Origin of the sequence: Microbispora bryophytorum (assembly GCF_043197435.1) — a bacterium.
Lineage (GTDB): Bacteria > Actinomycetota > Actinomycetes > Streptosporangiales > Streptosporangiaceae > Microbispora > Microbispora bryophytorum.
The window spans coordinates 187,157-213,172 of the sequence record NZ_JBICTF010000002.1; the positions used below are offsets into that span (position 1 = coordinate 187,157).

At 70.2% G+C, this 26,016-nt stretch carries 27 protein-coding genes and 1 riboswitch; of the genes, 16 read left to right on the plus strand and 11 right to left on the minus strand.

The features are described from left to right. Positions 1–2 precede the first annotated feature (2 nt). Together ACGFIB_RS05720 and ACGFIB_RS05725 are read left to right on the plus strand one after the other, a co-directional pair. Positions 3–1,094, plus strand: coding sequence for a hypothetical protein (locus tag ACGFIB_RS05720; protein WP_393368792.1), 1,092 nt, complete (start codon positions 3–5; stop codon positions 1,092–1,094). A 315-nt stretch (positions 1,095–1,409) separates the two neighbouring features. Then, positions 1,410–1,568: riboswitch (cyclic di-AMP (ydaO/yuaA leader) on the plus strand. A 130-nt stretch (positions 1,569–1,698) separates the two neighbouring features. Continuing rightward, a complete protein-coding gene (locus ACGFIB_RS05725) occupies positions 1,699–2,205 on the plus strand; it encodes a C40 family peptidase (RefSeq protein WP_357248000.1) in 507 nt (168 codons plus the stop codon). A 60-nt stretch (positions 2,206–2,265) separates the two neighbouring features. Here the strand turns inward: ACGFIB_RS05725 and ACGFIB_RS05730 are convergent, their stop codons facing one another. Then, complete coding sequence (locus ACGFIB_RS05730) at positions 2,266–3,150, minus strand: NAD(P)H-binding protein (RefSeq protein WP_357262859.1); 885 nt, start codon at positions 3,148–3,150, stop codon at positions 2,266–2,268. Between the two features lie 83 nt (positions 3,151–3,233). On the opposite strand from ACGFIB_RS05730, the gene ACGFIB_RS05735 reads away from it, so the two are divergent. After that, complete coding sequence (locus tag ACGFIB_RS05735; protein ID WP_142567517.1) at positions 3,234–3,797, plus strand: TetR/AcrR family transcriptional regulator; 564 nt, start codon at positions 3,234–3,236, stop codon at positions 3,795–3,797. A 19-nt stretch (positions 3,798–3,816) separates the two neighbouring features. Here ACGFIB_RS05735 and ACGFIB_RS05740 read toward each other — a convergent pair whose 3' ends face one another. Then, complete coding sequence (locus ACGFIB_RS05740; RefSeq protein WP_142567518.1) at positions 3,817–4,215, minus strand: VOC family protein; 399 nt, start codon at positions 4,213–4,215, stop codon at positions 3,817–3,819. A gap of 94 nt (positions 4,216–4,309) precedes the next feature. Between ACGFIB_RS05740 and ACGFIB_RS05745 the strand changes: the two genes are divergently transcribed. The 3 genes from ACGFIB_RS05745 to lgt all read left to right on the plus strand — a co-directional run bounded on the left by ACGFIB_RS05745 (position 4,310) and on the right by lgt (position 8,393). After that, positions 4,310–5,323, plus strand: coding sequence for a helix-turn-helix transcriptional regulator (locus ACGFIB_RS05745; protein WP_393368797.1), 1,014 nt, complete (start codon positions 4,310–4,312; stop codon positions 5,321–5,323). 721 nt (positions 5,324–6,044) lie between these two features. Continuing rightward, the gene (locus tag ACGFIB_RS36695; protein ID WP_409348761.1) at positions 6,045–7,349 is read left to right on the plus strand and encodes a cellulose binding domain-containing protein; all 1,305 of its coding nucleotides are present in this window, start codon (positions 6,045–6,047) and stop codon (positions 7,347–7,349) included. 132 nt (positions 7,350–7,481) lie between these two features. Continuing rightward, a complete protein-coding gene (gene lgt, locus ACGFIB_RS05760; RefSeq protein WP_393368800.1) occupies positions 7,482–8,393 on the plus strand; it encodes a prolipoprotein diacylglyceryl transferase in 912 nt (303 codons plus the stop codon). On the opposite strand, the gene ACGFIB_RS05765 is transcribed toward lgt, so the two are convergent. The 6 genes from ACGFIB_RS05765 to ACGFIB_RS05790 all read right to left on the minus strand — a co-directional run bounded on the left by ACGFIB_RS05765 (position 8,388) and on the right by ACGFIB_RS05790 (position 14,834). Further along, positions 8,388–9,428 carry an alpha/beta hydrolase gene (locus ACGFIB_RS05765; protein ID WP_393368802.1) on the minus strand — a complete coding sequence of 347 codons (1,041 nt, stop codon included), beginning with the start codon at positions 9,426–9,428 and terminating at the stop codon, positions 8,388–8,390. The two genes, lgt and ACGFIB_RS05765, sit on opposite strands and share 6 nt — an antisense overlap. Further along, positions 9,425–10,585: a glycoside hydrolase family 68 protein gene (locus ACGFIB_RS05770; protein WP_393368805.1), complete on the minus strand. Its 1,161-nt coding sequence runs from the start codon at positions 10,583–10,585 to the stop codon at positions 9,425–9,427. Before ACGFIB_RS05770 ends, ACGFIB_RS05765 begins: the two co-directional genes overlap by 4 nt. Positions 10,586–10,771: 186 nt before the next feature. Further along, the gene (locus ACGFIB_RS05775) at positions 10,772–11,677 is read right to left on the minus strand and encodes an ROK family protein (protein WP_357248024.1); all 906 of its coding nucleotides are present in this window, start codon (positions 11,675–11,677) and stop codon (positions 10,772–10,774) included. A 5-nt stretch (positions 11,678–11,682) separates the two neighbouring features. Continuing rightward, complete coding sequence (locus ACGFIB_RS05780) at positions 11,683–12,507, minus strand: carbohydrate ABC transporter permease (RefSeq protein WP_142567524.1); 825 nt, start codon at positions 12,505–12,507, stop codon at positions 11,683–11,685. Then, a complete protein-coding gene (locus ACGFIB_RS05785) occupies positions 12,507–13,472 on the minus strand; it encodes a carbohydrate ABC transporter permease (protein ID WP_357262882.1) in 966 nt (321 codons plus the stop codon). The genes ACGFIB_RS05780 and ACGFIB_RS05785 overlap by 1 nt, the downstream gene beginning before the upstream one ends. Before the next feature lie 6 nt (positions 13,473–13,478). Beyond that, entirely contained in the window at positions 13,479–14,834 is a 1,356-nt protein-coding gene (locus ACGFIB_RS05790; protein WP_142567526.1) for an ABC transporter substrate-binding protein, read from the minus strand. A 142-nt stretch (positions 14,835–14,976) separates the two neighbouring features. Here ACGFIB_RS05790 and ACGFIB_RS05795 point away from each other — a divergent pair, with 142 nt between their 5' ends. Further along, positions 14,977–16,083: a LacI family DNA-binding transcriptional regulator gene (locus ACGFIB_RS05795; RefSeq protein WP_393368810.1), complete on the plus strand. Its 1,107-nt coding sequence runs from the start codon at positions 14,977–14,979 to the stop codon at positions 16,081–16,083. A gap of 137 nt (positions 16,084–16,220) precedes the next feature. On the opposite strand, the gene ACGFIB_RS05800 is transcribed toward ACGFIB_RS05795, so the two are convergent. Continuing rightward, a complete protein-coding gene (locus ACGFIB_RS05800) occupies positions 16,221–16,835 on the minus strand; it encodes a histidine phosphatase family protein (protein ID WP_393368812.1) in 615 nt (204 codons plus the stop codon). A gap of 105 nt (positions 16,836–16,940) precedes the next feature. After that, complete coding sequence (locus ACGFIB_RS05805; RefSeq protein WP_393368815.1) at positions 16,941–18,209, minus strand: PEP/pyruvate-binding domain-containing protein; 1,269 nt, start codon at positions 18,207–18,209, stop codon at positions 16,941–16,943. Positions 18,210–18,268: 59 nt separating this feature from the next. Between ACGFIB_RS05805 and ACGFIB_RS05810 the strand changes: the two genes are divergently transcribed. Further along, positions 18,269–18,664, plus strand: a complete 396-nt coding sequence (locus ACGFIB_RS05810) for a DNA-binding protein (protein WP_357016552.1) — start codon at positions 18,269–18,271, stop codon at positions 18,662–18,664. Beyond that, on the plus strand, positions 18,661–19,296 hold the full coding sequence (locus tag ACGFIB_RS05815; protein ID WP_393368819.1) for a helix-turn-helix domain-containing protein: 636 nt from the start codon (positions 18,661–18,663) through the stop codon (positions 19,294–19,296). The genes ACGFIB_RS05810 and ACGFIB_RS05815 overlap by 4 nt, the downstream gene beginning before the upstream one ends. Positions 19,297–19,506: 210 nt before the next feature. On the opposite strand, the gene ACGFIB_RS05820 is transcribed toward ACGFIB_RS05815, so the two are convergent. Beyond that, a complete protein-coding gene (locus ACGFIB_RS05820; protein ID WP_393368822.1) occupies positions 19,507–19,983 on the minus strand; it encodes a MerR family transcriptional regulator in 477 nt (158 codons plus the stop codon). Between the two features lie 28 nt (positions 19,984–20,011). On the opposite strand from ACGFIB_RS05820, the gene ACGFIB_RS05825 reads away from it, so the two are divergent. The 7 genes from ACGFIB_RS05825 to ACGFIB_RS05855 all read left to right on the plus strand — a co-directional run bounded on the left by ACGFIB_RS05825 (position 20,012) and on the right by ACGFIB_RS05855 (position 25,943). Further along, the gene (locus tag ACGFIB_RS05825; protein ID WP_393368825.1) at positions 20,012–20,764 is read left to right on the plus strand and encodes an MBL fold metallo-hydrolase; all 753 of its coding nucleotides are present in this window, start codon (positions 20,012–20,014) and stop codon (positions 20,762–20,764) included. Next, positions 20,761–21,447: a siderophore-interacting protein gene (locus ACGFIB_RS05830; RefSeq protein WP_393368827.1), complete on the plus strand. Its 687-nt coding sequence runs from the start codon at positions 20,761–20,763 to the stop codon at positions 21,445–21,447. Before ACGFIB_RS05825 ends, ACGFIB_RS05830 begins: the two co-directional genes overlap by 4 nt. Before the next feature lie 278 nt (positions 21,448–21,725). Continuing rightward, the gene (locus ACGFIB_RS05835; protein ID WP_393368830.1) at positions 21,726–22,694 is read left to right on the plus strand and encodes an ABC transporter ATP-binding protein; all 969 of its coding nucleotides are present in this window, start codon (positions 21,726–21,728) and stop codon (positions 22,692–22,694) included. Then, on the plus strand, positions 22,687–23,439 hold the full coding sequence (locus ACGFIB_RS05840) for an ABC transporter permease (protein ID WP_393368833.1): 753 nt from the start codon (positions 22,687–22,689) through the stop codon (positions 23,437–23,439). The genes ACGFIB_RS05835 and ACGFIB_RS05840 overlap by 8 nt, the downstream gene beginning before the upstream one ends. Continuing rightward, a complete protein-coding gene (locus ACGFIB_RS05845; protein WP_357248059.1) occupies positions 23,421–24,194 on the plus strand; it encodes an ABC transporter permease in 774 nt (257 codons plus the stop codon). Before ACGFIB_RS05840 ends, ACGFIB_RS05845 begins: the two co-directional genes overlap by 19 nt. Positions 24,195–24,204: 10 nt before the next feature. Further along, positions 24,205–25,341, plus strand: a complete 1,137-nt coding sequence (locus ACGFIB_RS05850; RefSeq protein ID WP_393368837.1) for a sensor histidine kinase — start codon at positions 24,205–24,207, stop codon at positions 25,339–25,341. After that, positions 25,338–25,943: a response regulator transcription factor gene (locus ACGFIB_RS05855; RefSeq protein ID WP_142567544.1), complete on the plus strand. Its 606-nt coding sequence runs from the start codon at positions 25,338–25,340 to the stop codon at positions 25,941–25,943. Before ACGFIB_RS05850 ends, ACGFIB_RS05855 begins: the two co-directional genes overlap by 4 nt. The last annotated feature ends 73 nt before the right edge of the window (positions 25,944–26,016 follow it).

The following is a 26,016-nucleotide window of genomic DNA, read 5'->3' on the forward strand; positions in this document are numbered from 1 at the left end:
TCGTGCGTACCGTGTTCGTCTCGGGTATGACGGCGCTCGGCCTGGCGTGCATGCCGGGCACAGCGGCCTCAGGCGTGACCCACCAAGGACGCCAGGCCGGGGAGAGCGCGCCGATGTGGCGGCTGACCAGGGTGAACACCCTGCCCGGGGACGACGTCCTCAACGACGTGACGGCCCTGGGCAGCGGGTCGGTGTGGGCGGCCGGTCACCGGCTCGTGAACGGCGGGCAGCGGGGCCTGGTGCAGCGGTTCGACGGAAGATCGTGGAAGGTGATCCCCGGCAGCCCGCCGTACGAGCTGAAGGCCGTGACCGCCACCTCGGACAGGGACGTATGGGTCTTCGGCCCGGGCAAGGCCGCTCGGTGGAACGGCCGCGCGTGGACCACCGCCTCGCTCGGCGGCGGCTTCGCCGCGACGGACGCCGACGGAACGGGCGCGAAGGACGTCTGGGCGGTCGCCGAGTCCTCGGCCTCGGCCAGGCACTGGAACGGGTCCTCGTGGAAGAGCGTCCGGCTGCCGGCCCGCGCCGCCGCCGTCGACGCGTACAGGGCCGGTGACGTCTGGGCGGCGGGGACCAAGGGCGACCGCCCCGCCATCATGCGGTGGAACGGAAGGTCCTGGGCGGCGGTGCCCACCCCCGCGATCACGCTTCCCGCTCCCGGCGCCGCCGCCGTCCTCAACGACATCGCCGTCGTGAACCCCGGCAACGTGTGGGCCGTCGGCGGCGTCAGCTGGGAGGGCGCCGACGACGAGGGGGACGACGTGACCTACAGCCGCACCCTGGTCATGCACTGGAACGGCCGCTCATGGACCACCTCGATCGGCGCCGGCAACGCGCAGCCCTACACGGAGGTCGAGCCCGACGGCAAGGGCGGCGTGTGGATCGTGCAGAGCAACTGGAACTCCACTCTGTGGCACGTCACGGATTCGACGTGGCGCAGCGCCCCGGTTCCCCGGAAGGCCGGCACCGACGCCGTCCTGTTCTCGATCGCGCGCAGGCCCGGGACGACGACGCTGTGGGGCGCGGGCTTCACCGTGCCGCAGGGCGACCCCGACGACCCCTCGGCCGACGGCACGCTCTGGCGTACGCGGTAAAGCGGTAAAGGCGAACACGTCATCCCCGCGAGCCGGTCGCGGACCAGGCGCGCGCCCTGGTGGCCCGCAGGACACTCGGCGAGTGTGACGAGCGTCACACTCGCCTTCCACAGCCGCCCTGGCCTGCGGTTTTATTGATTTCATCCCCTTTGTGCGATCTTTATCCTTTTCATACTCTTTGCACCAATATGGGGCTCTTGGTAGTTTCCTTGCCCAACGACCGGGTCCACGTGCCGCTGTCAGGAGACCGGCCCGGTCGTGGTTCGAAACGACCATCCACTGTCACCGGCCGCCCCGCCCTCTCCGCCCCCCTGGGCGCCGGTGACGCCGAGTCCGCGCCGGCAAGGAGGCGCGGAGCCGGGGAACCAATCGACCTTCGGTGAAGGTCCGGGGTGAATCGGCGCGCCAGCGCCGTAGGGCGACTTCCCTGCCCGAATCCGTCAGCTAACCCGGTAGGCGCAAGCGGAAGACCCTAGGGAGAGATCCCCTGTTCACCAACTCCACCCCTCTGCTCCGCATTGCCTGCGTCACTATCAGTAGCGCAGCGCTCACCGCCTCCGTAGGGGCATTGAGCGCACTGCCCGCGGCCGCCGCGTCTGCGGCGGTGACAGTCCCGCCCTCGGCCGCCCCGGCGATCGTTCCTCCCGAGCCCCCCGCTACGGCGACCACCCTGTACGACGGCGCGGCTCCCGCGCCGGCCGCGGCGGAGGCCTCCGCGAACAGGAAGCTCACCAGGTCGGCCCTCCGGCAGGAGAAGGCCGAGCACGCCGTCGAGGTGGCGAAGAAGCAGCTCGGCGATCCGTACGTGTGGGGCGCCACGGGCCCACGGGCGTTCGACTGCTCCGGGCTGGTCCAGTTCGCCTGGCGCAAGGCGGGCGTCAAGCTCCCGCGTACGACGTGGTCGATGCTCAGCGCCGCAAAGAAGAGGGTCTCCCTGGCGCACCTCAAGCCTGGCGACCTCATCTTCACCAGCGGCGGCGGCCACGTGGGCATGTACGTGGGGCACAAGAAGGTGATCAGCGCCCCCCACAGCGGCGCGGTGGTCAACATCGACAAGCTCGACGGTTACTGGAGGAGCAGCTTCCTCGCCGCCGTACGCCCCGGCGTCTGAGCCGGGCCGTGGAGACCTCCTCGGCGAGATGGTGCTCGATGCGTCGCCCGCGTCGCCGAATCAGGATGCCCGGGCGTCCGCGGCGGGCTTGAGCACTTCCCTGCACCAGGTGCGGAAGTCCGTCGACGTGGGCGCGGCGATCGCCCAGTCCGCGTCGTAGATGCCGTGGTCCTGTGCGGCGAACGCCTCGGTCAGATCCTTGACCGCCTGGTCGCCGGCGCCTCGGGAGCGCAGGAACGACGCGTAGTCGTCCAGGCTCACGCGACGGTAGGCGACCGGGCGCCCGAGTTCCCGGCCGATCACCTCGGCCATGCCGTCGGGGGTGATCCGGCCGGGGCCGAACACGGGGAGGTTCTCCTGCCCGGTCCAGGACAGATCGGTGAGCAGATCGGCGGCCACGCCCGCAATGTCCCGCGTCGCGATCGATGCCAGCGGCAGGTCACCCGCACAGGTCAGGGAGAACGCGCCCTGCCCGAGGATCGCGTCGAGCTGCCCGAGGAGGTTCTCCATGTAGAAGGGCATGGACAACGCCCGGTAGGCCGCACCGGACCTGCCGAGTTCGGCGTCCATCGCGAAGGCCGCCGACAGGACGCCGGCCGGGGCCGGCCAGCCGTGCCCGGCGCTGGAGACCCCGACGACGTGGCCGACGTCGTGGCGGGCGACGGCGTCGGCGCCCGCCCGGGCGAAACGCAGATAGTGCTCCTCGGCGCTCGGGGCCGCCGGGTTCGGCGGGACGAGCCAGAACAGCGCTTCGGCCCCGGGCAGCGCCTTGTCGAGCACGGCCGGATCGTCGTGGGAGCCCTCGATGGTCTCGACCCGCTCGCGGACCGTGTCGTCCAGACGCGAGGCGTCGCGGACGACGACCCGTAGCTCCTCGTCCTGGTCGAGCAGCCGGCGGACCAGCCGGCTGCCGATCTGTCCTGTCGGTGTGGTGACGACGATCATCGGATCTCCTCTAACCTGAACCTGAATTCCGGTTCCGAATATAAAGACCATCGCCGCGCACCGTCAACTACAGTGGAATGACCATGACCGCTCCCGAACGTTCGCTGCGCGCCGACGCCCGGCGCAACCGCGAAGCCGTCCTCGACGCCGCCGGTGAGCTGTTCGCCCGGCGCGGCGACGCCGTACAGATGGACGAGATCGCCGAGCGCGCGGGCCTCGGTGTCGGCACCCTCTACCGGCACTTCGCCGACAAGCAGGCGCTACTCGCGGCGATCATCGGCCGCCGGTTCGAGGCGATGGCCACCCTCGCCCGCGCCGCCGACGAGGCCGAGGATCCCTGGACGGCGTTCGAGACGCTGCTCTACGGCTACCTGGAGTCCGCACAGGCCGACGCCGCGTTCCGCTTCGCGCTCCTCGGCCCGGAAGAGCCGCGCTGGAACGACATCGCCACGGAGAAGACGGATTTCTCGGCGATCACCGAACGCATCGTGCGGCGCGCCGTCGACGCCGGCCGCCTGCGCGAAGACTTCCGCGCCGACGACTTCGTCCTCATCACCCGTGGCGCCATGGCGAACATGACCGACGCCGCCGGCTGGCGCAGACACGTCACGCTTGTGCTCGAAGGCATCCGCCGCCCCGAACGCTGAAGTCCCCTCAGGGCCGTCGTCAGCGGGCGAACTTCTCGATGGCGGCCGGGCTGACCGGAGTGAAGAAGTTGACGAGGTTGCCGTCGGGGTCGGACAGCAGGAGCGACCGGTTGCCCCAGGGCATCGTGGTGGGCTCCTGGACGAACTCCTCGACGAAGCCGGACAGGTTCCGATACACGCCGTCCACGTCGTCGACGAGGAACTCGATGATCACGCGCTGGTCGCCGGCCGGCCGGGCGGCGCCGGAGGCGAGGAACGGGACGGTGCGGGTGCTGCCGATCGCGAGGGTGGCGGAGGCCGTCCTGAGCTCGGCGAAGTCCTCGCTGTACCGCTTGGCCTCCACTCCCGTGGCTCGCTCGTAGAAGTCCACGAGGCGCGCGACGTCGCCCGTGATGATGCGGATCGATACGAAGTCCATGGTGATCTCCCTGGTTGGTCGGGTCGTTCTCCGATGGCACACTAGGGCGAATACCGGACAGAAACCGCCCAGTATTGTCCCTTAGGTTGTGGACGTGGCTCGACCTACTCATCGCGTTCTCACGCTGCTGGAGCTCCTGCAGTCGGGTGGCATTCGGACGATGGCCGAGCTCGCCGACCGGCTCGGTGTCGACGAGCGCACCGTCCGGCGGTACGTCGACCACCTGGTCGACCTCGACGTGCCCGTCGAGTCGGTGCGCGGCCGCTACGGCGGATACCGGCTCGCCCCCGGATATCGCATGCCTCCGCTCATGCTGAGCGACGACGAGGCGCTCGCCGTGCTGCTCGGCCTGGTCGCCGGTCGCCGGTCGGGGTTGACGACGACCACCGGCACCGCGAGTGAGACGGCGGCGGCCAAGATCCGGCGGGTCCTGCCCAAGCGGCTCGCCCACAAGCTCGACACGGTGCTCGAATCCCTCGCCTTCACCGCTCCGCCCGGCGAGTTCGCCACCCCGCAGACCGCGGTCCTGCTCTGCGTCGCCGATGCCGTGCGCCATCACCGGCCGATCTCGATCAGGTACACCGCCGCCGACGGCCGGCGCAGCGAACGCACGCTGCATCCGTACGGGCTCGTCGCCCATTCGGGCCGGTGGTACGTCACCGGTGCGGATCCCGCGATCGGCGAGGACCGGACCTTCCGGCTGGATCGCATCGCGGACGCGAGGGCGCTGCCCGGTTCGTTCGAGCCGCCCGCCGGGTTCGATCCGGCGCAGCACGTCCTGTCAGGGTTCGCGACGGCTCCGTATCGGCATCGAGTGGTCCTGCGGATGCAGGGAACGGTCGAGCAGATCCGCGTCCGGCTTCCCGCCGGCGTCGCGACCGTGGAGGAGTCTGCGCCCACGCAAGGCGCGGATCCCGCGGCCGAGGGATGGCTCCGCGTCGAGTTGCGAGCCGAGCGGCTCGACTGGTTGCCTCCACTGCTCGCGTCGTTCGACCGGCCGTTCGTCATCGAGCGCCCGGACGAGTTGCGCGACCTCGTCGCCGCGCTCGCGGATCGGCTCGCGGCCTCCGCCCGCAGGGTCCCGCCCGGGGATGGCCCGGTCGCCTGACCTCTCTACCGCCCGGCACGCCCCCGGCACGCCCCCGGCCACCCCCGGCCACCTCTGTCCGCGTGGGGAAACGAACGGTCTCGTCGCCGCGGGCGCGAAGCGTCAGACGATGTAATTTTCATCGCGGCGTCAATGGCAGCCGCGACTTCTTCCCTGGTCACAACCGAAGGAACGAACGGTCGCAGGCGAAGGACGACGATGAGAAGTCGAGATCGTTGACAGATCTCATGACTTCTTATTTGCTCCGGCTCACCACCACCTCCAGTCGCCCGGCAGAGAGGAGCACTTGGTCGCCCTCCGTTGCTGTTAGCGCTAACAATCATGGCTCGACGCCAGGACGAATTCCGCCGCGTTCTCCAGCGCACCGCCGAGGAGAGAACACGGCAGGGCCATGCCGACGCTGACGGACAGCTGAACTCGCCTTGCTCTTCCAGCAAGGAAAGGGGCGAGCGCGTACACGCCGACGCCGGTCGGTCGCCGCGCTCCTCCGGGTCGACGGACGGTGGGCTCACTTAGCGTTCGAATCCGTCCGGGGAGGCCGTACGGCCGGCACGCACCTGCCGGCCGCGGACGCTCCACCGAATTGAAGGAAAACCCAATTGCTTCCCCATCGACATCTGTCGATTGTTCGAACGGCAAAGGGAGTTGCGTGAAGTTGCGACAGAGATCCATCTTTACCGCCATCGCGGCCGCCGCGGTCCTCGTCCTGGGTACAGGACGCATGGCACTGAGTGACAGCCTCGGTGCGACCACGCCGTCCTCGATCAGCGCCGCCGCCGCGGCGGCGGCGACCGCCGGATGCGGCAAGACCCCGACGCTGAGAAGCGGTTCACAGACGATCACGACCAGCGGCAAGAGTCGCAGCTGGATCCTCAGAATCCCCGACAACTACGACAACAACCGCCCGTACCGGTTGATCTTCGCGTATCACTGGCTGAACGGCACCGCCCAGATCGTCGACACGGGCGGATCGGACGGATCCGTCTGGGCCTACTACGGGCTCAAGCAGCTTTCGAACAACAGCACGATCTTCATCGCACCCCAGGGCATCAACAACGGCTGGGGCAACTCCAACGGTGAAGACCTGACCTTCACCGACGACGTGCTGAAGCGTGTCGAGAGCGATCTCTGCGTCGACACGTCGCAGCGCTTCGCCATGGGGTGGAGCTACGGCGGTGCGATGAGCTTCGCGGAAGCCTGTGCCCGGCCGACGATCTTCCGTGCGGTCGCGGTCTACTCCGGCGCGCAGCTCAGCGGGTGCAACGGCGGCACTCAGCCCGTCGCGTACATGGGAATTCACGGCATCCACGACTCGGTGCTCAACATCTCCCAGGGACGGTCGCTGCGCGACAGGTTCGTCTCGAACAACGGCTGCACCCCCATGAGCCCGCGAGAGCCATCGCAGGGCAGCCTGACGCACATCATCACCGCCTACCAGGGATGCCGGGCCGGCTACCCGGTCGTCTGGGCCGCGTTCGACGGGGACCACACCCCCTCTCCGAACGACGGGTCCACCTCGACCAGCGGTGCCAGGACCTGGACGTCGGCAGAGGTGTGGAAGTTCTTCACGCAGTTCCAGTCCAACGCGTCTCCTTCACCGTCCCCGTCGGCGTCGCCGTCGGCGTCCCCGTCCGCGTCCCCGTCGGCATCGCCCTCCTCGTCCCCGTCGGCGTCGCCTTCTCCGTCGGCGTCGCCCAGCGGCGGATCGGGCGCCTGCCGGGTCAGCGCCACCGTCAACGCCTGGAACAACGGCCTGACCGAGAACCTCACCATCACCAACACCGGCTCCTCGGCCGTCAACGGCTGGTCGCTGGCCTTCACCCTCCCCAGCGGACAGACCATCACCGGCGGATGGAACGCCACCTACTCCCCCACCAGCGGACAGGTCACGGCGAGAAACATGAGCTACAACGGGTCGCTGGCCCCCGGAGCCTCCACCGAGGTCGGCTTCCAGGCCACCCACACCGGTAACGCCGCCAAGCCCACCGCCTTCAGCCTCAACGGCAGCCCCTGCACCGTCGCCTGATCGACAAGGATCACCGGGGGCGGCGCCCGAGCGGGCGCCGCCCCCGCTGTTCGCCCTCTACGTCACCCCCGGCGCCTTGCGATCAGGTCACGAAGGCGGCCGAGTGGCCTCACGTTGACTAGCCTCACCGGCATGCCGCTCGCCTCGGTCCCCAGCCCTGTCCAAGGGGTCTGGTATCTCGGATTCATCCCGATCCGGGCCTATGCATTGTGCTTCATCATCGCGATCGTCTTCGGCACCTGGCTCAGCGAGCGCCGCTGGCGCGCCCGCGGCGGCGAGAAGGGCGCGATCAGCGACATCGCGGTCCCCGGAGTGATCTTCGGCCTGATCGGCGCCCGCCTCTACCACGTCATCACCGACTGGCAGACCTACTTCGGCCCGCGCGCGGTCAAGGAGCCCTACCAGGCGTTGTTCGTCTGGGAAGGCGGGCTCAGCATCTGGGGCGCGGTCGCCCTCGGAGGCGTGGGCGTGTGGCTGGCCTGCCGCCGCCGGGGGCTGCCTCTCGGCGCCGTGGCCGACACGGTCGCGCCCGGCATCGCCTTCGGGCAGGCGATCGCCCGCTGGGGAAACTGGTTCAACCAGGAGCTGTACGGCGGCCCGACCACGTTGCCGTGGGGCCTGGAGATCGACCAGGCGCACGGCGGCGAGCCGGGCGTGCTCTACCACCCGACGTTCCTGTACGAGTCGCTGTGGGACGCGGCGCTCGGTTTCGGACTGATCGGGTGCGGACTGATCGGTTTCGGACTGATCCCCGCCGGCCGGCGGTCCACGCTGCGCCACGGCCGCCTGTTCGCCCTCTACGTCGCCGGCTACACCTTCGGGCGGTTCTGGATCGAGGGGCTGCGGATCGACCCGGTGGGCGGAGTGGACCACGCGGTGACGCTCCTGGGGCTGCGGATCAACCAGTGGACCTCGATCGTGCTGTTCCTCGGCGCCCTGGTCTATCTCTGGGCGACCCGCGGCGCCGCGCGCCCGGACGAACGCCCGGATGAACACCCTGACGAACACCCGGACGAACGCACCGGCGCCGCTGCTCCCTCATGACCGTTCGGCCGCCGGGCCGAGCGCGAGCCCGGCGGCCAGGGCGTCGAGCATGCCCTGGCGGAACGCGTGCATGGACGGCACGGTCGCGTGGTGGTCGAAGTCTGCGCCGTGATACATGCCCGGCTCGACGACGAGGTCGACAGGCACGCCGGCCGACCTGAGCCGTTCGGCGTAGCTCAGGTTCTCCGCGTAGAACAGGTCGAGGTCGCCGACGCCGATCCACGCGGGCGGCAGACCGCGCAGGTCCTCCCGGCGGGCCGCCGCGGCGTACGGGCGGGACTCGGCGACACTCGGCCCGCGACCGAGATAGCAGGTCCAGGCGTACGTGTTGGAGCGCCGCGTCCATCCGACCCTGCCACGTCCCCGATGGTCGCGCACCAGCGCCGTACGGTCGTCCAGCATGGGATAGAGGAGCATCTGGAACGCCACCGGCAGCCCGTGGTCGTGCGCCTTCTGCACGACCGAGGCCGCCAGCCCGCCGCCGGCGCTCGCTCCGCCCACCGCGACACGCGTGCCTTCCCCGCCGAGCGCGGGGGCGGCGTCGTGCAGCCAGCGCAGCGCGGCGAAGCAGTCGTCGAACCCGGCGGGGAAGGGGTGCTCCGGAGCGAGCCGGTAGCGTGGGCTCACCACCACGATCCGCAGGTCGCGGGCGATGCGGCTGCACAGTTCGTGGTCGCTTTCCGGGTGGCCGAGAATCGTGCCGCCCCCGTGGATCCACAGCAGCGCCCCGCCGGGGCGCCGGTGACCGGGCGGCTCGTACACGAAGGCGTCCCGTCCGCCGGGGACGTCGTGCCGCGTGATCGCCACCCCCGCGACCGGGTCCGTCGCCAGGCGCGAGCGCCGCCGGGCGCGGGACAGGCTCCACTTGCCGGTGATCGGGCGCGGCAGCCACAGCGCGGGTGTCCTCAGCTCCGGCGCGACGGCCGACAGCGTATGGTGACGACGCGCCACCGAGACCGCCACCGTGGCCGCCGCCGTGGCCGCGACGGCGGACGCCGCGGCCACTCCCGCCGCCGCGCCGCGCGACGTGCTCAACGCCCCGCTCCCGTGGACACGGGAACGACCAGAGAGGTGGCGGCTCCGTGCAGGGTGAGTTCGAGAACGGGCGCGATCGTCCCGCCGAAGGCGGCCCTCGCCTCGGCGGCCTCAGCCTGCCACGGATCCGTCACTCCGGTGGAGCGGTAGTTGACGAAGCCCACGACCTTCAGGTCGGGCAGGACCACCCAGGCGTACGCCTGGTCGGGCTCTTCCGGGGGGTTGCGCAGCACGAGCCCCGAGCCGTTCAGCGGCGTGTACGGCCCGGTGAGGCTGGTGGCGACGAAGCCGTAGAGCCCGGTGGGCGCGCTTCCCGGCGGGTGGAACGAGTGACGATGCGTGCAGAAGAAGAGGTAGTACGACGACCCGTGCGCCACGATGTGCGGCCGTTCGATCTCGTGGTTGACTCCGTCGGCCACGAGGAGCGGCGGCCGCAGCGACCAGCCGTCCGGGGTCGCGGCGGCGAGGGCCACCGCGCCCATGAAGGCGTGGTCCGCGCCGGGGGACGCCGCGACGGACGCGGCGACGAGCAGATACTCGCGCCCGTCGGCGGGGTCGCGGAACCACCCAGGATCGCGGAAGGCCTTGATGCGCCCGGGTCCTCCCTCGACCTCGTCGGCCGGCAGATACGTCACGCCGTCCGAGCGCAGGACCTCCGTGTGCTCGGCCGCCTGGTCCAGCAGGATTCGGCCGCCGTCGGTCACCAGCCGGGCGCGGGCCTCGACGACGCTCTGGGCGAACGTCGTGCGGGCCTCCCCTCGCCGGCCCGCGGCCGTGTAGAACACCGACACCGTGCCGTCCGGTCTGCGGACCGCCGATCCCGACCATTCGCGACTGCCCGGTGAGACTCCGTCGGCGAAGGCGTGACCGAGGTCGGTCCAGCCGTCGCCGTCCTTGGCGAGCAGCCGGAGGCGGGCGCGGTCGTGCCGCTCCTCCGGGTGGCCGAGGGCGGGCGCGGAAAGCGCCATCCACAACTCACTGCCGCGCACCACGGACGTCGAGCCGTCCTCCTCCTGGATCGGCCACAGATCCCAGATGTCGTCGTCCGGCAGCACGCGCGGCGGCGCCGGAAGGCCGATGACCGGTGCGGTCGTCGCCGCGTCGCCGGCCGGCGCGGCGAGGTGCTCCCGCGTCCAGCGCGCGGGCTCGCCGTTCACGCGGTCCCCCCGTCACGTCGCCGCCCGCCGGCGAGCACCTCGTACGCGCCGGACCGGATCTCCGGTCCGGGCGTGCCGTCTCGCCGCCCCCATGGAGCCATGCGAAGAACCTCCAACTCAGTCGCGCGGGCCGTTTCCCGGCGCGTCACAGAAAGCGTCATCAGAAAAGCGTCAGCAGAACCGGGGTCAGTTCGGCGCGGCCCGTGCCGCGCGTGCGAGTTCCACCGCCCCGGCCACTCCCGAGCGGTCGCCGAGGGAGGGGCCGGTGACGTACTCCCCCATCGCCGCGGGGCCGACGGGCACCGGCGCCCCGGGGTAGCCGGCGGTGAGGGTGAGCAGCCGCGCCCGCACGGCCGGAAGCAGCGCGGGGTGCTTGGCGACGCCCCCGCCCACGACGATCCGCTCGGGCGACAGCGCGTAGGTCAGGTTCATGACGGCGAGGGCGACGTACTCGGCTTCGAGTTCCCAGGCCGACGGGTCGTCCAGATACTCGGCCGGACGCCCCCAGCGCCGGCGCATCGCCTCGCCCGACGCGAGCCCTTCGAGACAGTCGCCGTGGAAGGGACAGCTCCCCTCGAACGGGTCCCTCTCCAGGTCGTGGGGGATGCGGATGTGCCCGAACTCGGGATGCAGGAGCCCGTGCACGAGCCCGCCGTTCACCACCGCCCCCATGCCGATGCCGGTGCCCACGGTGATGTACGCGAGCGTGCCGAGCCCCGCGCCCGCACCCCGCCGCCATTCCCCCAGCGCCGCGGCGTTGACGTCCGTGTCCAGGCGGACGGGTACGTCCAGCGCGGCGCGGAAGGGGGTGACGACGTCCACGTTCGCCCAGCCCGGCTTGGGCGTGGCCAGGATGTGGCCGTACGTCGGCGAACCCGGTCGCACGTCCACCGGGCCGAAGGTGCCGACGCCGAGCGCGGCGAGCGGCGGATGGTCCTCGAAGAACCGCACCGCGGCGCCGATGGTCGTCTCCGGTGTGGTCGTGGGGATCACCTCGGTCGTGAGAACGCCTCCCTCGGCGTCGGCGACCGCGCACACCCACTTCGTCCCGCCCGCTTCGATCCCCCCGTAGAACAGGGCAGTTCCGTCCACGCGCGTCACCCCTTCAAAGAACCCTGGAGCAGAGCCGTGACGAAGCGGCGCTGGAAGATGAGAAAGATCACGAGCGTGGGGGTCAGGATCAGGAGCGATCCCGCGCACAGCAGCGGCATGTCGGTTCCCCACTGCCCCTGGAAGGCGCCCAGGGCTCCCGACATCGTCCGTTTCAACGGGTCGTCGACGAGGACGATCGCCAGGAGGAACTGGTTCCAGGTCCACAGGAACAGCAGGATCGCCAGGGACGACAGCGCCGGCATGGCCAGCGGGACGTGGATGCGCCAGAAGAGCTGCCACACGTTCGCGCCGTCTATCCGCGCGCTCTCGGACAGCGCCTCGGGCACGTTGACGAAGTGCGCCCGCATCCAGAAGACCCCGAACGGCATGAACAGCCCGATGAGCGGCAGGATGATGGCCCACCGGGTGTTCAGCAGCCCCATGTCGCGCACCTGGTAGTACAGCGGCGTGATGATGCCCTCGAACGGCAGCGTCAGCCCGAGCACGAACACGAGGAACACCAGGTTCCGTCCCGCCATCCGCAGGTGACCGATGGCGAAACCCGCGAGCGTCCCGAGGAGCAACGAGAGGGGGACCACGCCGAGCACGATGAGCACGCTTGATTTGATCAGCTCGATCATCCGCGCGGCCTGGAAGGCCTTGACGAAGTTGCCCCACTGCGGGTCGCTCGGCCACTCCAGGCCCGACGGGTAGCTGCCGGACGGGTGCAGAGCGGTGACGAACAGGCTGAGGAACGGCATGAGCGTGACCGCCATCAGCAGGACGAGCAGCAGCCTTCCGGTCCAGGCCTCTCGACGTCCGACGATCATTAGGACCTGTCCTTGGTGAGCCATTGGATGGGAAGGGCGACGAGGATGACGAGCAGCATGAGCACGACGGCCAGCGCGGACGCCATGCCCACCTGCCGTTCCGAGAAGGCCAGGTAGTAGATCTCCAGTCCGGGGACCATGGTCGCGTTCCCCGGCCCGCCCTGGGTGGAGACGTAGACGATGTCGAAGCTGGCCAGAGCCGCGATCACGGTCACCGTGACGCAGACACCGATCTCCTGCCGCAGGCTGGGCACGGTGATCGAGACGAACTCGCGCAGCGAGTTTGCTCCGTCCATCCGGGCCGCCTCGTACAGCGACGGGTCGATCTTGCTCATGCCGGACAGCAGAAGGATCGTGCACAGGCCGAGCAGCACCCACGCCCCGATCACGCCGACCGCCGGCAGGGCCGTGGAGAAGTCGCCCAGCCACGCGCGCGCCACGCCGTCGAGCCCGACGTACCCGAGCAGCTGGTTGACCAGCCCGGTCGACGACAACAGCCAGCTCCAGGCGATGCCGGCGGCGACGAGCGGGATGACCTGCGGCAGGAACAGCACCGTCCGCGCCACCAGCGCGAGCCGACTCGCGGCGATCCGGCGGATCGTCGAGGCGATCGCCAGACCCAGCACGACCGGGATCACGCTGAAGAAGGCGATCAGCTTGACCGCGTTCAGGATGGAGGCGAACAGGTCGGGGTCGGTGAACACCTTGGCGTAGTTACCGAGTCCGGCCCAGGTGGACGGGCCGATACCGTCCCAGCGATACAGCGAGTACTGAACGGTGAGAACGATCGGCCGTAGGACGAAGACCGCGTAGACGATGAGCGCCGGAGCCACGAACAGCCAGCCGACCCGACTCGGCGTGCGGAGCCCGCCCGCGCGGGCGGGGCTCCGCTTCCTCGTCACGGCTGCCGGCCCGGGGCGGGTCGCGGGGGAATCGACCGCGCTGTCGGGAGTCGGCCGTGTCATCGGTGCTCAGCTCCCCCCGACCTGGCTCGTGTAGTCGCTCTGCACCGACTTCAGCAGTTCCTCCGGGGTCTGCTGCCCGGCGACCAGCTTCTGCAACTGGGGCGTCCAGCTCTTGGCGTAGATCGCGCCGGTGGCGTTGGCGATGAAGTCCATCGAGCCGTTGTCCTGGGCGATCTTCGCCCCCGCGTCCAGGGTGCTCGCGGTGACCGTGCCCTCCGCCACCTCCGGCATGGGGGCGTCCGCCGGGCCCATCGGGTGCGACCCGCCGATTTTCACGCCGATCTCACGCGCCTTCGGGTCGGTCGCCACCCAGTTGAGGAAGAACGCCGCGCAGTCGGCGTTCTTCGCCCTGGAGCTGATCCCGTAGGTGAGGGGCGCCGACATGGCGGCCTGCTTGCCGCCCTGCTGCACCGGCGGCATCAGGAAGAAGCCCACGTTGCCCGCCATCTGCTTGTCGAGGTTCCCCGACTCCCAGTCGCCGTTGAACGAGAACAGGCCCTCGCCCTTGATGAAGCGGCTCATCATCGTCGCGTAGTCGACGGCGTTGATGTCCTTCCAGAAGTACCCGGCCTTGATCCACTTCTCCAGGTGCTGCGTCGCCTGCACGTTGGAGGGGGTGTCGATCGTGGCGCCCGGCTTCTGGTAGATCCAGTCGTTGATCGGCCCCGAGGGACCGTACGAGGCCATGAGGTCCTGCAGCGGGAAGGCGAGACCGCCGGTGGCCCCGCCGTTGAACTGGGCGATCGGGGTGATGCCCGCGCTCTTGGCCTTCGCCATCGCGTCGTCCAGCTCGGCCAGGGTGGTCGGCGGGGACGACATGCCGATCTTGTCCGCGAGCTTCTTGTTGTAGAACACACCGGTCATGCTGAAGTTCAGCCCCATGGCGTACAGCGATCCCTCGCCGCGGGTCTTCCCGCCGGGGGCCAGCCGCATCTGCTCCAGCTGCGAGGCGGGCCAGGAGTCCCAGCCGAACGCCTTCGCGTAGCCGTCGAGGTTCTTCAGCAGGTTGTTCTTCACCAGCTCCGACACCTGCGGAAGCCGCATCAGGTCCGGCGGATCGTCGGCGAGGACGCGCGGCGCGTTCTGGGTGATCACCGCGAACTGGTCCTCGCGGATGTTCCATTTGACATTCGGGTACTGCTTGGAGAACTCGGTGCTGAGTTCCTTCGGCAGGGGGAAGCCGGTCTCGATGTAGGCGTTCAACGTGACCGGCGCCGTGCCACAGGTCGGCGCGGCCGCCAGGGATGCGCCGGTGGCCTCCGGCTGGGGGGCGTCGCCGCCGGGCGCCCCGCAGCCCGCCGCCAGCGTTCCCCCCATCACGACCGCGAGTGCGGCCCCGTTCCAGCGAGTTCGACGCGACATCTGCGTCTCCTTGATTGCTCGGGGACCCGCCGGCACATACCGGACGCCCCATGACTCAGGTTTGCTAAATCGGATTAGCAGTGCGATAGTCTCATCACACGAGTCGCGGAGTGTCAACCCCCACATCGCAGGAGGTCGCTCGGTGAGCCCACGACGGGTCACTCTGGCGGACGTCGCCAAGATCGCGGGCGTCTCGCCGACCACCGCGTCGCTCGTGCTGTCAGGACGCGGCCGGGAGCTGCGCATCTCTCAGGATGTCGAGCAGCGTGTCCTGAAGGCCGCGGCCGAGTTGCAGTACCGGCCAAACATCGTATCCGTAGGCCTGCGAACTGGGACAACACGGACTATCGGCTTTGTTTCGGACACGGTCGCCACGTCACGGCTCGCCGGGGACATGATCAAGGGAGCGCTCGAGGCCGCGCGGGAGCGCGGCTTCATGCTGTTCATCGGAGAGACGGAGGGGGACGCCGAACTCGAGCGGCTCCTGCTGCAGGCCATGCACGACCGTCAGGTGGACGGGATCATCCTGGCCTCGATGTACACGAGAACCATCAAGGTGCCGAAGGGCATGGCGGCCGCCCCCGCGGTCCTGCTCAACGCGCTCCCCAAACAGCCGTCGGCGCTGCCCTCGGTCATCCCCGACGAGATCGAGGCCGGACGCGTCGCCGCGAGGGCCCTGCTCGACGCCGGCCATCGCGAGGGCATCCACCTGATCGGCGCCGGCCCCGGACGGCGCAACGTCCCCGCCGGGGGAAGTGTCGCCGCCGTCGAACGGCTCATCGGCATCCGCGAGGTGCTCGCCGAGGCGGGGGTCAAACCGGCGGGCGGCCACGTCTGCGCCGACTGGCAACCGGAGTACGGCCTCGCCGTGACCCGGGAACTGCTGAAGAAGGAGCGCCCGCAGGCGTTGATCTGCTTCAACGACCGGGTCGCCCTGGGCGCCTACCAGGCACTCGACGACTTCGGGCTCAAGGTGCCCGCCGACGTCTCCGTCGTGTCCTTCGACGACCATCCCATCGCCGCGTGGATGCGTCCCCAGCTCACGACGGTGGCCCTCCCCCACTACGAGCTCGGCCGCAAGGCCGTCGACGTGCTGTTCACGGAGATCGGCCGTGACCGTGACGCCGACGGCGCGGAGGGCGCCGCCGGGAAGAGCAGTGGTGGGGAAGGCAGCGGTGGGGAAGGCGCCGTGCATCGCGTGCCGATGCCCATCCGCCTCCGGGAGTCGGTCGCGTCGCGGGACGCCTGACCGGCACGCGCCGGAGCAGGCGGGCCGGTCGGGGGCCGACGGGCTGCGGGCTGCGGGCCGACCGTCACGGGAATGCCGTAGTCACCGAGGTCCGTGACGATCGGGGCGTTACGCGCGTACGGGCAGCGGCAACCGCCTCACGGCCGGATGCCTGCGGGGAACCCGGTCCACCGCAGGTCGGGCGGAAGGTGGCTCATGTCGTTGAACATCACGATCGTGGGCGGCAGGCCGTCGCGATACTCGATCACCGTCAGCGCGGTGTTGGCGCTGTTCAACCCGAGCCACCGGGACGGCGGCGCGTCCAGTGCGTGCCGCACCAGCCACGCGATCGGATAGGCGTGCGTCACCAGGACCTCGTGTGCGCCGGACCCGGTCCCTTGTGTGCCAGGGTCGGAGACCTTCGCGAACCGGGCGATCAGCGCCTCGGCGAGCCGCCGCCCCGAGGCTGCCTCGGTGTCGTCGTAACCGTCGAAGAAGCCGGCCCAGGACGGGGGCGTCTCGGCCGCGCTGGGCACGTAGGGCACGTGGTCGACGAGTTCGGCGGCCTCGGCCACGGGCACGTCCGGGAGATGGCGGGCGAGTTCGTGCGCGCTCGCCGCGGCCCGTGGCAGCGGCGAGTGCCACACGGCGTCGACCGGTAGGCCGGCGAGCCGTTCGCCCAGCAGGCCGGCCTGCCGGCGCCCGGCGTCGGTGAGCTCCCCGAACGCGTCGGCCGCGCCGTGGCGTGTCAGGTAGAGGCGTCGAGTTGTCATGCGTAGGCGGGGACGGGGCCCGCGCGGGCCGTTTCCCCCTCTCCTTTCGATCCGTACGTGGGGGTTCGGCGGCGGGACGCTTCGCCCGCGAACGGAAGTGATCAGTCACGCGTTCGTCGCCGTGACGGTGCCGGAGGTGCCGTCGACGGTGACGACGGTGTCGTCGCGGAGCCTGCTCGTCACGTTCGGAACGCCGAGGACCGCGGGGATGGCGTGCTCTCGGGCGATGATCGCGGCGTGCGAGAGCACGCCTCCGGTTTCGGTGACGACGCCCGCGGCGATGCGCAGCAACGGCGTCCAGGCAGGGTCGGTGAAGGGGCAGACGAGGATGTCGCCGGGGCGCACGCGCGCGAAGTCGCCGGGACCACGGACGATCCTCGCGGTGCCGGTCACGGTCCCGTGGCTGCCCGGCGTTCCGGCGAAGGTGGCGGCCGGGACGGCGGAGGCGCCGGAAGGCGACGTCGGTGGTGGGGGTGCGGCGGTGACCGGCCGTGCTTGCAGAACCCAGGTGCGGCCGTCGGCGATCGCCCACTCGACGTCCTGCGGTCCGCCGAGCGCGGCGGCGATCTGTGCGCCCAGCGTGGCCAGCCGCGCGGCGGTCGCGTCGTCGAGTGTCGGCTGGTTCCGGGCGGCGGAGGGCACGTCGCGGACGACGAGCCGCGTGCCGCGCCGGTCAAGGCGCTGCTGTTTGTCCGCGACGGTGCGGGTGACCGACCCGTCCTCGGCGACGCGGTAGGCGTCAGGGGTGACCTTGCCCTCGACGACGCTGGGACCGAGGCCCCAGGACGCCTCGATCCGGGTCGCGTCGTCCGGGTCCGCGGGCGTGAACATGACGCCGGATATCTCGGCGTCCAGATGGCGCTGGACGATGACGGCCATCAAAAGATCGTCCGGTGGTCGGCCGTCGCGGCCGTCGCGGCCGGAGTCGGCCCGGTAGGCGGCCCGGTAGGCGATGGCACGCGGGGAGAACAGCGAGGCCCAGCAGGCGCGCACGGCCTCGGCGACCGCACTGACTCCGTGCACGGCGAGGAAGCTCTCGTGCTGACCGGCCGCCGACTCCTGGCCGGTGTCCTCCCCGGCTGCCGATGATCTCACCGCCACGGGTGGGTCGCCGATGTCGTCGAGCGCACCTCCCAGCGCATCGATGACGTCCGCGTGCACCGAGCGGGCCTCGATCGTCTGCCGCACCGCGTCGGCGTCGTCCGGCTCACCGGCGAATCGCCCGAGGTCCAGGTCGCGGGCAGCGGCGAGGTAGGCGGCGAACGGGACGACGAAGCCGTCGGGAACCGGCAGGCCCGCGCGGAGCAACGCGCCGAGTGCGCCGGCCTTGCCCCCGCAGGTCTCGGCGACGGCCTCCACGAGAGGTACGATCACCCGCTCCGCCCTTCAACAGAAGATTGACAACAATTTGTTGATTGTGCATTGTGAGAGCCATGCAACGCAAGCACGAGATGGCTGACGGGGTGCACGCCGACCACGCCCAGGCACAGCGTGAGCGGGACGCACGCGACCGTCTTCTAAGTCTGGGCGCGGACGAGCTCGACGCCCGCCCGTGGCGCCCCTCACCCGCCCCGCCGTCCGCGGTCGACCTTGTGCAGTTCGCCGTCTGGCGCAACGCCGACCTGGACCCGGAGGACGTTCTGAGCGCGCTCGCCCTCCTGCCCGCCGCACGAGCCGAGGTCGACGGACTCGAATCCGCCCTGCTGTTCATCGCCCGGAGCGCAGGACTGACCTGGGCGCAGATGGCGCACGTGATGGGGTTCAACTCCCCGCAGGCGTGCCAGCAGCACTACACCCGCCTGACAGCGCGACAGGACGGCGGCTCGTGACGCGGGACTCTCCGCTCGTCCTCCTGGTGCTGCACGCCGTTCGTATCACCGGGTTCGCGGACACCGCGGTGATCGCTCGTCGGTACGGCCTCGACGCGGCCACGACGAAAGAGATGCTGCTCGACGCCGAGGCACGTGGCTGGGTCGAGCACACGGCCTTCGCCGGCGACGGAGGCTGGTCGTTGACCGAACCGGGCCGGGCCGAGAACGAGCGCCTGCTCGCGGCCGAACTCACCCGCGCCGGCGCCGCCGACGAGGTCCGGGACGTCTACCGGGCGTTCCTCCCGCTGAACGCCCTCCTGTTGCAAGCCTGCACCGACTGGCAACTGCGGCCCACCGCGGGCGATCGGCTCGCCGTCAACGACCACTCCGATCCCACCTGGGACGCCGGTGTGCTCCATGAGCTCGCCTGCGTCGACCGGGCACTCACGCCGCTCGCGGACCGGCTCGGCCGCGTCCTCACGCGGTTCCGCGGATACGACACACGATTCACCACAGCCCTGGCGCGCGCCCGGGCCGGGGACGGCTCCTGGGTCGACCGCACCGGCGTGGACTCCTGCCATCGCGTCTGGTTCGAGCTCCACGAAGACCTCATCGCCACGCTCGGCCTCGACCGGCACGCGCAACCCTGAGATCGTTCGCCGTAGCGATGCATCGGCGCCGAAATCGTGAGACCTCCGAGCAGCGCGACGCCGCTCGGAGGTCGTCAGGCCCACGGGGCAGGAGACCGGACGAGCGGGCAGCAGCCCGGGAGCTGTTCACAGTTCCTTGACCACGCGTAGCGTCGCTGCCGTGAAACGTTCCACTCGCATCGTACGGTTCCGGTTCTGACGCGCCGGCGGTCACTGCTGCGACTGCCCACCGCATCCAAACAGTGCTGGTGACAGCACCTCGTCGCAGGCATCGGCGGCACGGTCCGTCCGGCGGGACGGGATACGCGCCGTGATCTGCTCGTGGGCGTGCGGGCAGTCCGCGAACCTGTGCGGGCAGGCGAGGGCGTGCTCGATCAGCTCCTTGGCCGCGTGCGCCTGTGCGATGCGCTGTTCCAGTTCGACGACGTGACGGCGCAACAGATCCCGGTGGTCCATCGGATCGGGAGCCGACAGCACGGCGCTCAACTCGCGCAATCCGAGACCGGCTTCCTTTCCCATCAGAATCAGCGCTACTCGCACCAGCGCGTCCGGTCCGTAGCGCCGCTGACCACCGGCACGCCGAGCGGGTTCGATCAGGCCCACGCTCTCCCAGTGCCGCAGCACATGCGTGGCCAGGCCGAACCGGTCCGCCAACTCTCCGATCGTCAGTTCCTCGCTTGACTTCATGCGTACATTAACCGGCACCGTTGGCCGCATGCTCAAGCAAGCGATCGCCGTCACCCGCGTGGTCAACTCATGTGTGCTGCTGGAAATGGACGGCCACGCGGTGCTCACCGACCCGTGGTTCACCGAACGATGGTTCCTGCGCCGCGGCGAGCCACTCGGGCTGCGGGTCGCCGAGTTGCCGCCACTCGCCGCGATCGTCGTCACCAATCCGGCCACCAACCACTGGGACCTGCGCGGGCTGCGCGCGTTCCCCGGCAAGGACTCCACGCCGCTGTACGTGCCCACCGCGGGCATGGCCCGCCGGGCGAGGGCGCTGGGCTTCCGGCGCGCAGAGCAGGTGCGCTGGGGCGAGACGCGGCAGATCGCGCCCGAGCTGTCCATGCGGGTCGTGCCTGCTGGGCGGACCCTGGTGTGGCCCAACAACGCCTACGCGTTCAGCACGGCGGGATCCCGGCTGTTCTTCGGCGGAGAGATCGCCGACGTCGCGCTCTTGGTGCGGTATCGCGCCGAGCATCCACCGGCGGACCTGGCCCTGCTGCCGGTGAACGGCCTGCGGCCGCTGCTCGGACCGCCGCTGGTGATGGGTCCCGCCCAGGCCGTGGCCGGGGCGTCCGTACTCGGCGCGAAGGTGCTGGTCCCGGTGCACGACGCCCACGGGCGCGATCCGCTCTCGGCGCTGTTCCGCACCACAGGCACCGCCTCAGACGCGATCACCCTGGCTGGAACGGATCTGACAGTGGTAAACCTGCCCACGGGCGAGCGCTGGGAGTCGGCACGATGAGCATGTTCCTGTACGGAACCATCCAGGAGATCGAGCAGATCTCCACACGCATGCGCCGGGTCCGGATCACCGGCCCTGATCTGCGCGACCTGACCTGGGTGCCAGGCATGCACACCCGTCTGCGCGTCGGCGACCCCCGCTCGCCCCGCTCGTGGCTGCGTGGGTTACTTCGGACCTACTCGATCTGGGACTACTCCCCCACCGGCCGCCTCGACCTGTGCATACTCGACCACTCGTCCGCCGGGCCCGGAGCGGAGTGGTCGCGGCGGGTACGCGTCGGTGACCAGGCGGCTCTCACCCCGCCGGAAGGCAGGCTCGTCCTCCGCGAGGATGCGCGATACCACCTGTTCGCCGGCGACGAGACCGCGACCGCCGCCTTCGGAGCGATGCTGCGCGCGTTGCCGCCGTCCGCGATCGCACATGGCGCGATCTCGGTCGAAGACCCCGACGACCGTCTCCCGCTGGAACATGCGGATCGCCTCACCTGGAGGTGTCGGCCGACCGATCTCGCCGACGTGGTCCGCTCCCTGGAGCTCCCAGATACGCCGGGCGTCGCTTACCTCGCCGGAGAGGCCCGTAGTTGCCAGGCCGTGCGTGCTCACCTCGTCCGGGAACGCGGCTGGCCCCGTAAAGCCGTCGTCGTGAAACCGTTCTGGACTCCCGGACGGCGTGGCATGGACTGACGCCCCCCGCGCAACGCCCGCCCTTCGGATGAGGGCGGGCTCGTCAAATACTGACTGCCCCACCAGAGACGGCAAGATCTCTCGGTCTCGGGCAGGTCGGCGCCCACACTCGCGCCCATGGATTCCGACAACGAGGTCTGGTCCGGCATCGAGGAGCCCCGCGATGAGATCGGCCCAGCTGAGGAACCCCCGATCCAGAGAGGTCGTCAGCCCGGTCGGGGCACCAGGTTGTGAATTGCTCACTGTTTCCGTGACCGCTCCTCACGAAGGATCGGGGCGTGGCAGCGATTCAGGTGAACCATCTCAGCAAGAGCTACAGCGGATTCCAGGCGGTCAACGACATTTCGTTCGAGGTCGAGGCGGGAACGGTCTTCGCCTTGCTCGGCCGCAACGGCGCGGGCAAGACCACGACGATAGAACTGCTCACCGGGTTCCAGAAGCCGGACACCGGTTCGGTCAGGGTGCTGGGCCTCGACCCGGTCAAAGACCGCGCCGAGGTGCGCGGCAACGTCGGCATCATGGTGCAGGAGGCCGGATTCTTCCCCGATCTGACGGCCGGGCAGACGGTTGAGATCTGGCGTGACTTCACCCCCGCCGCGCGCCCCGCGGGCGAGGCGCTGGAGTTGGCGGGCCTGACGGCGAAAGCGAAGACGAAGGTCCGGCAGTTGTCCGGCGGTGAAAAACGCCGCTTGGACCTGGCGCTGGCCCTGCTGGGCCGACCCGACGTGCTGTTCCTGGACGAGCCGACAACCGGCATGGACCCCGAGGCCCGCCGCAACATCTGGGAGGTCGTCCGCGACCTCGCCGCCCAGGGCACGACCGTGTTGCTGACCACCCACTATCTGGAGGAGGCCCAGCAGTTGGCGACGAACCTGGCCATCATGGACAAGGGTGAGATCGTCGTCGAGGGCGGCATGGCCGAGACGTTGGCCGCACGGGTGGGGCGGGTCTCGTTCGAGCTCCCGTCCATGATTCATTCCGGGGAGCTGCCGTTTCCCGCGACCGTGCGGGGCAGGCTCGCCATTGTCCAGGCCGCCGATCCCGACCTGGCCGCCCAGACGCTGCTGGGGTGGGCGAGCGAACGCGGCCTGCCCCTGCGCGGCCTGGAGGTCCGGACGGCCTCGCTGGAGGACCTGTTCCTAGAGCTGGCCCGAAACGACGAAATGTCGCAAAATAACGCGCCCGCCCGAAGCGACCATGGAACTCAAAGCGACCGCCCTGCCCGAAGGGGTGGCGCCCGTGCGTGACGTGCTGGCCGTGGCGCGGCTGGGCGGGCGGCTGTTCTGGGGCGACGGGCGGGCCGTCGGCGGCGTCGCGGTGCTCGGCGTCTGCCTGGGCGCGGGCCTGCCGTTGCTGATCGCCGCCTCGCTCAGGAGCCGCGACGTGGAGGTGGTGCTCGGCATACATCTCGGCATGCTCGCCATGGTCCTGACCATCGTCGCGACCACCCAGACGGCCGTGACGCTGTCGACCCGTCGGGAGATGCTGGTTCTCAAGCGGCTGCGCGCCTCGGGCCTGCGCGGGCGGGCCGTCATCGGCGGCGAGCTGGTCAACATCGTGGCGCAGGCCACTCTCCTGTCGGCCGTCGTCTCGGTGATCCTCTACACCTTCACCTACCTACCGCCGCCCGAGCTGCCGCTGCTGTTCGCGGCGTGCGTCGTCGCGGTGGCTGGGGTGCTGGCGACGATCGGCGCCGTCTTCTCGATCGTGACCCGGCGCCCCGACCTGAACGCCCCCGCCACGATCCCGTTCATTCTGGCCACCACGGTCGGGGCCGGAGGATATGGGCCGTTCGTCACCGGCCTCCTTCCCGGCTGGGTCCGGTGGACACTCGACCTGCTGCCGACCGGAGCCATGGTCGAGATCGCGCGGCTCGCCTACCGGGGCGGCGAGCTCACGACGCTGACCGGGCCCGTTCTGAACCTGACCGTCTGGGCCCTCCTCGGCCTGGTCGCGGTCCGCTTCCTCTTCCGATGGGACCCACGTCGATGAGCCTCGCGGCCACCTACAAGCTGAGCGCCCTGCTGTTCTGGCGCGACAAGGGCATGCTGCCCGCCTCCGTGATCACCCCGCTGGGGCTGGCGATCGGGATGCCGGCGCTGATCCGCAACGTTCAGGCCGACGGTGTCACGGCAGCGGCGCAGATGTTCGTGGGGACGCTGGCGCTCATCCTCTCGGGGACCGCGTTCCTGAACATCACCGTCGCCCTGACCATGCGCCGTGACCAGCTCCTGCTCAAACGGCTACGCACCACCCGGCTCACCGACCGGCAGATTCTCCTCGGCGAGGTGGCGAACACCGTCACGCAGACGGTCGCCCTCATGATCGTGTCAGCCGTGGCCGTACACCTCCTGGCCGATGTGCCGCTGCCGAGGAATCCCGTGCTGTTCGCGGTGTTCGCGGTCGCGGGTTCGGCGGTGCTGGCGACGCTGGGGGTGGCCTGGACGGCCGCGATTCCGCGCGGGGAGCTTGCGGCGCCCATGACTCTGCCGTTCTTCTTCCTGGCCGGCCTCGCGTCCGGAGCGATGGGTTCGATCATGGACTTGTTGCCCTCCTGGCTGCGCCCATTCCTCGCCGCCCTGCCCACCAGCGCGGTGGTGGACGCGGTCCGCGCCTCCTACGGGCCCGGCACACTCGGCTCCGACCTGGTGGCGGCGGCCGTACCGACTCTGGTTCTGGCGGTGTGGGCGGGGGTCGCGCTCCTGTCGATCAGGAGGTGGTTCCGCTGGGAATCCAGATGGTCATAATGGGGCGATCATGAACTCCACCTCCGCGCGGCGGCTTGGAATCGCGCTGATCGTCCTGGTCAGCGTCGGCTACACGATCATCCCCCTCGTGGTCTCCCTCGTCACCACCTCCGCGTCGCTCAACGCCCGGCTGCTCATGGTGTTGACCGCTTTCTACTGGCCGCACTTCCTTCATGTACGGCAGGCGTTCACGGGCACCCGATCCCGGTGGCTCCGCGCGACATTGACGGTGCAAGTGGTCGCCACCTACCTGCCGGAGGCCGTCGGGTTCACCAACTGGTCGGCCGGGACCGCGCCGCTCCTGGCCGGGCCGGTGCTCCTGCTGCTCCCACTGCGTTGGGGCGGCCTCATGGTGATGACGATGGCGGCGGTGGAGTTCTGGTGGCTTCAGGGCATCTGGCACAACGTGACCGGCTCGTTCTTCTACGCCCTCACCATTGTCATCACCGGCTCCATGATCTACGTCGTCGTGCGGCTGAGCCGGGTCACCGCCGAGTTGGAGCAGGCGCGGGCCGACCTGGCGGAGGCTGCCGTACTGAAGGAGCGGCTGCGGATCTCCCGCGACCTGCACGACGGGCTGGGCCACAACCTCACCGCGATCGTGTTGAAGGGCGACCTGGCCGCCCGGCTCATGGACCGCGATCTCTCCGCCGCGAAGACCGAGGTCGGCGCGTTGGTCCAAGTGGCGAGGGAGGCCGCGCAGGAGGTACGTCAGGTGGCTCGCGGCTACCGCCGGATGACGCTCGCCGATGAGGTGCACCGGGCCGTGGCGCTGCTGGAATCCTCCGGCATCGGCTGCCAGGTCAACCTCGCCGAGATCACCCCGTCCCCCGAGGCGGACGAGGCGCTCGCCTGGGCCGTGCGCGAGGGTGTCACGAACATTCTGCGGCACAGCCGCGCCACCACCTGTTCGATCACCACCTCGAACCGCGCGGGACGCACCCACCTGGAGATCGTCAACAACGGCGTCCAATCTGATGCCGCGCAGACCCTTACCGACCCGGTCGATGACGGGCCCGAGAGTGCCCGGCCTCTTGGCGGCGGGCTGATCGGGCTGGCGGAGCGGGCCGCGCAGGTGGGGGGCACGGTTGAGGCCGGGCGAACGTCCGAGGACGGGTTCCGGCTGACGATGGAGGTGCCCACGTGATCCGCGTCCTCCTGGCCGAGGACATGCACATGATCCGGGCCGCGCTCACCGCCCTGCTGCGCCTTGAGTCCGACCTTGAGGTGGTGGCCGAGGTGACGCGCGGGGACGAGATCGTCCCCGCCGCGCTGCGGGTGCGGCCGGACGTGGCGATCGTCGATATCGACCTGCCCGTCCTGGACGGCATCACCGCCGCCGCGCACCTGCGGGAGGTGCTCCCCACCTGCCGCATCCTGGTGCTGACCGCGATGGGCCAGCCGGGTCAGGTACGGCGGGCGTTGTCGGCAGGCATCGAGGCGTTCCTGGTCAAGGACGCCCCCGGCGACCGCCTGGCCGACGCCATCAGGCGTACGGCGGCCGGGCTGCGGGTGCTGGACACGGAGTTGGTGGCCTCGGCGATGGAGTACGGAGAGAGCCCTCTCACCCCTCGCGAGGCCACAGTCCTGCGCGAAACCGCCCGAGGAGCGTCCGCCGAGGAGATCGCCGCCCGGCTGCACCTGTCGGCAGGCACCGTACGCAACTACCTCACCGGCGCGATCACCAAGACCGGCGCCCGCAACAAGATCGACGCCATCCGAATCGCCGAGGACGCGGGCTGGCTGTGAACCTCGGTTCGCCATGAGACCTGCAGAGCCTGTCAGGCCTCGCCCGCCGTGAGGCCGACCGGGCACAGGACGC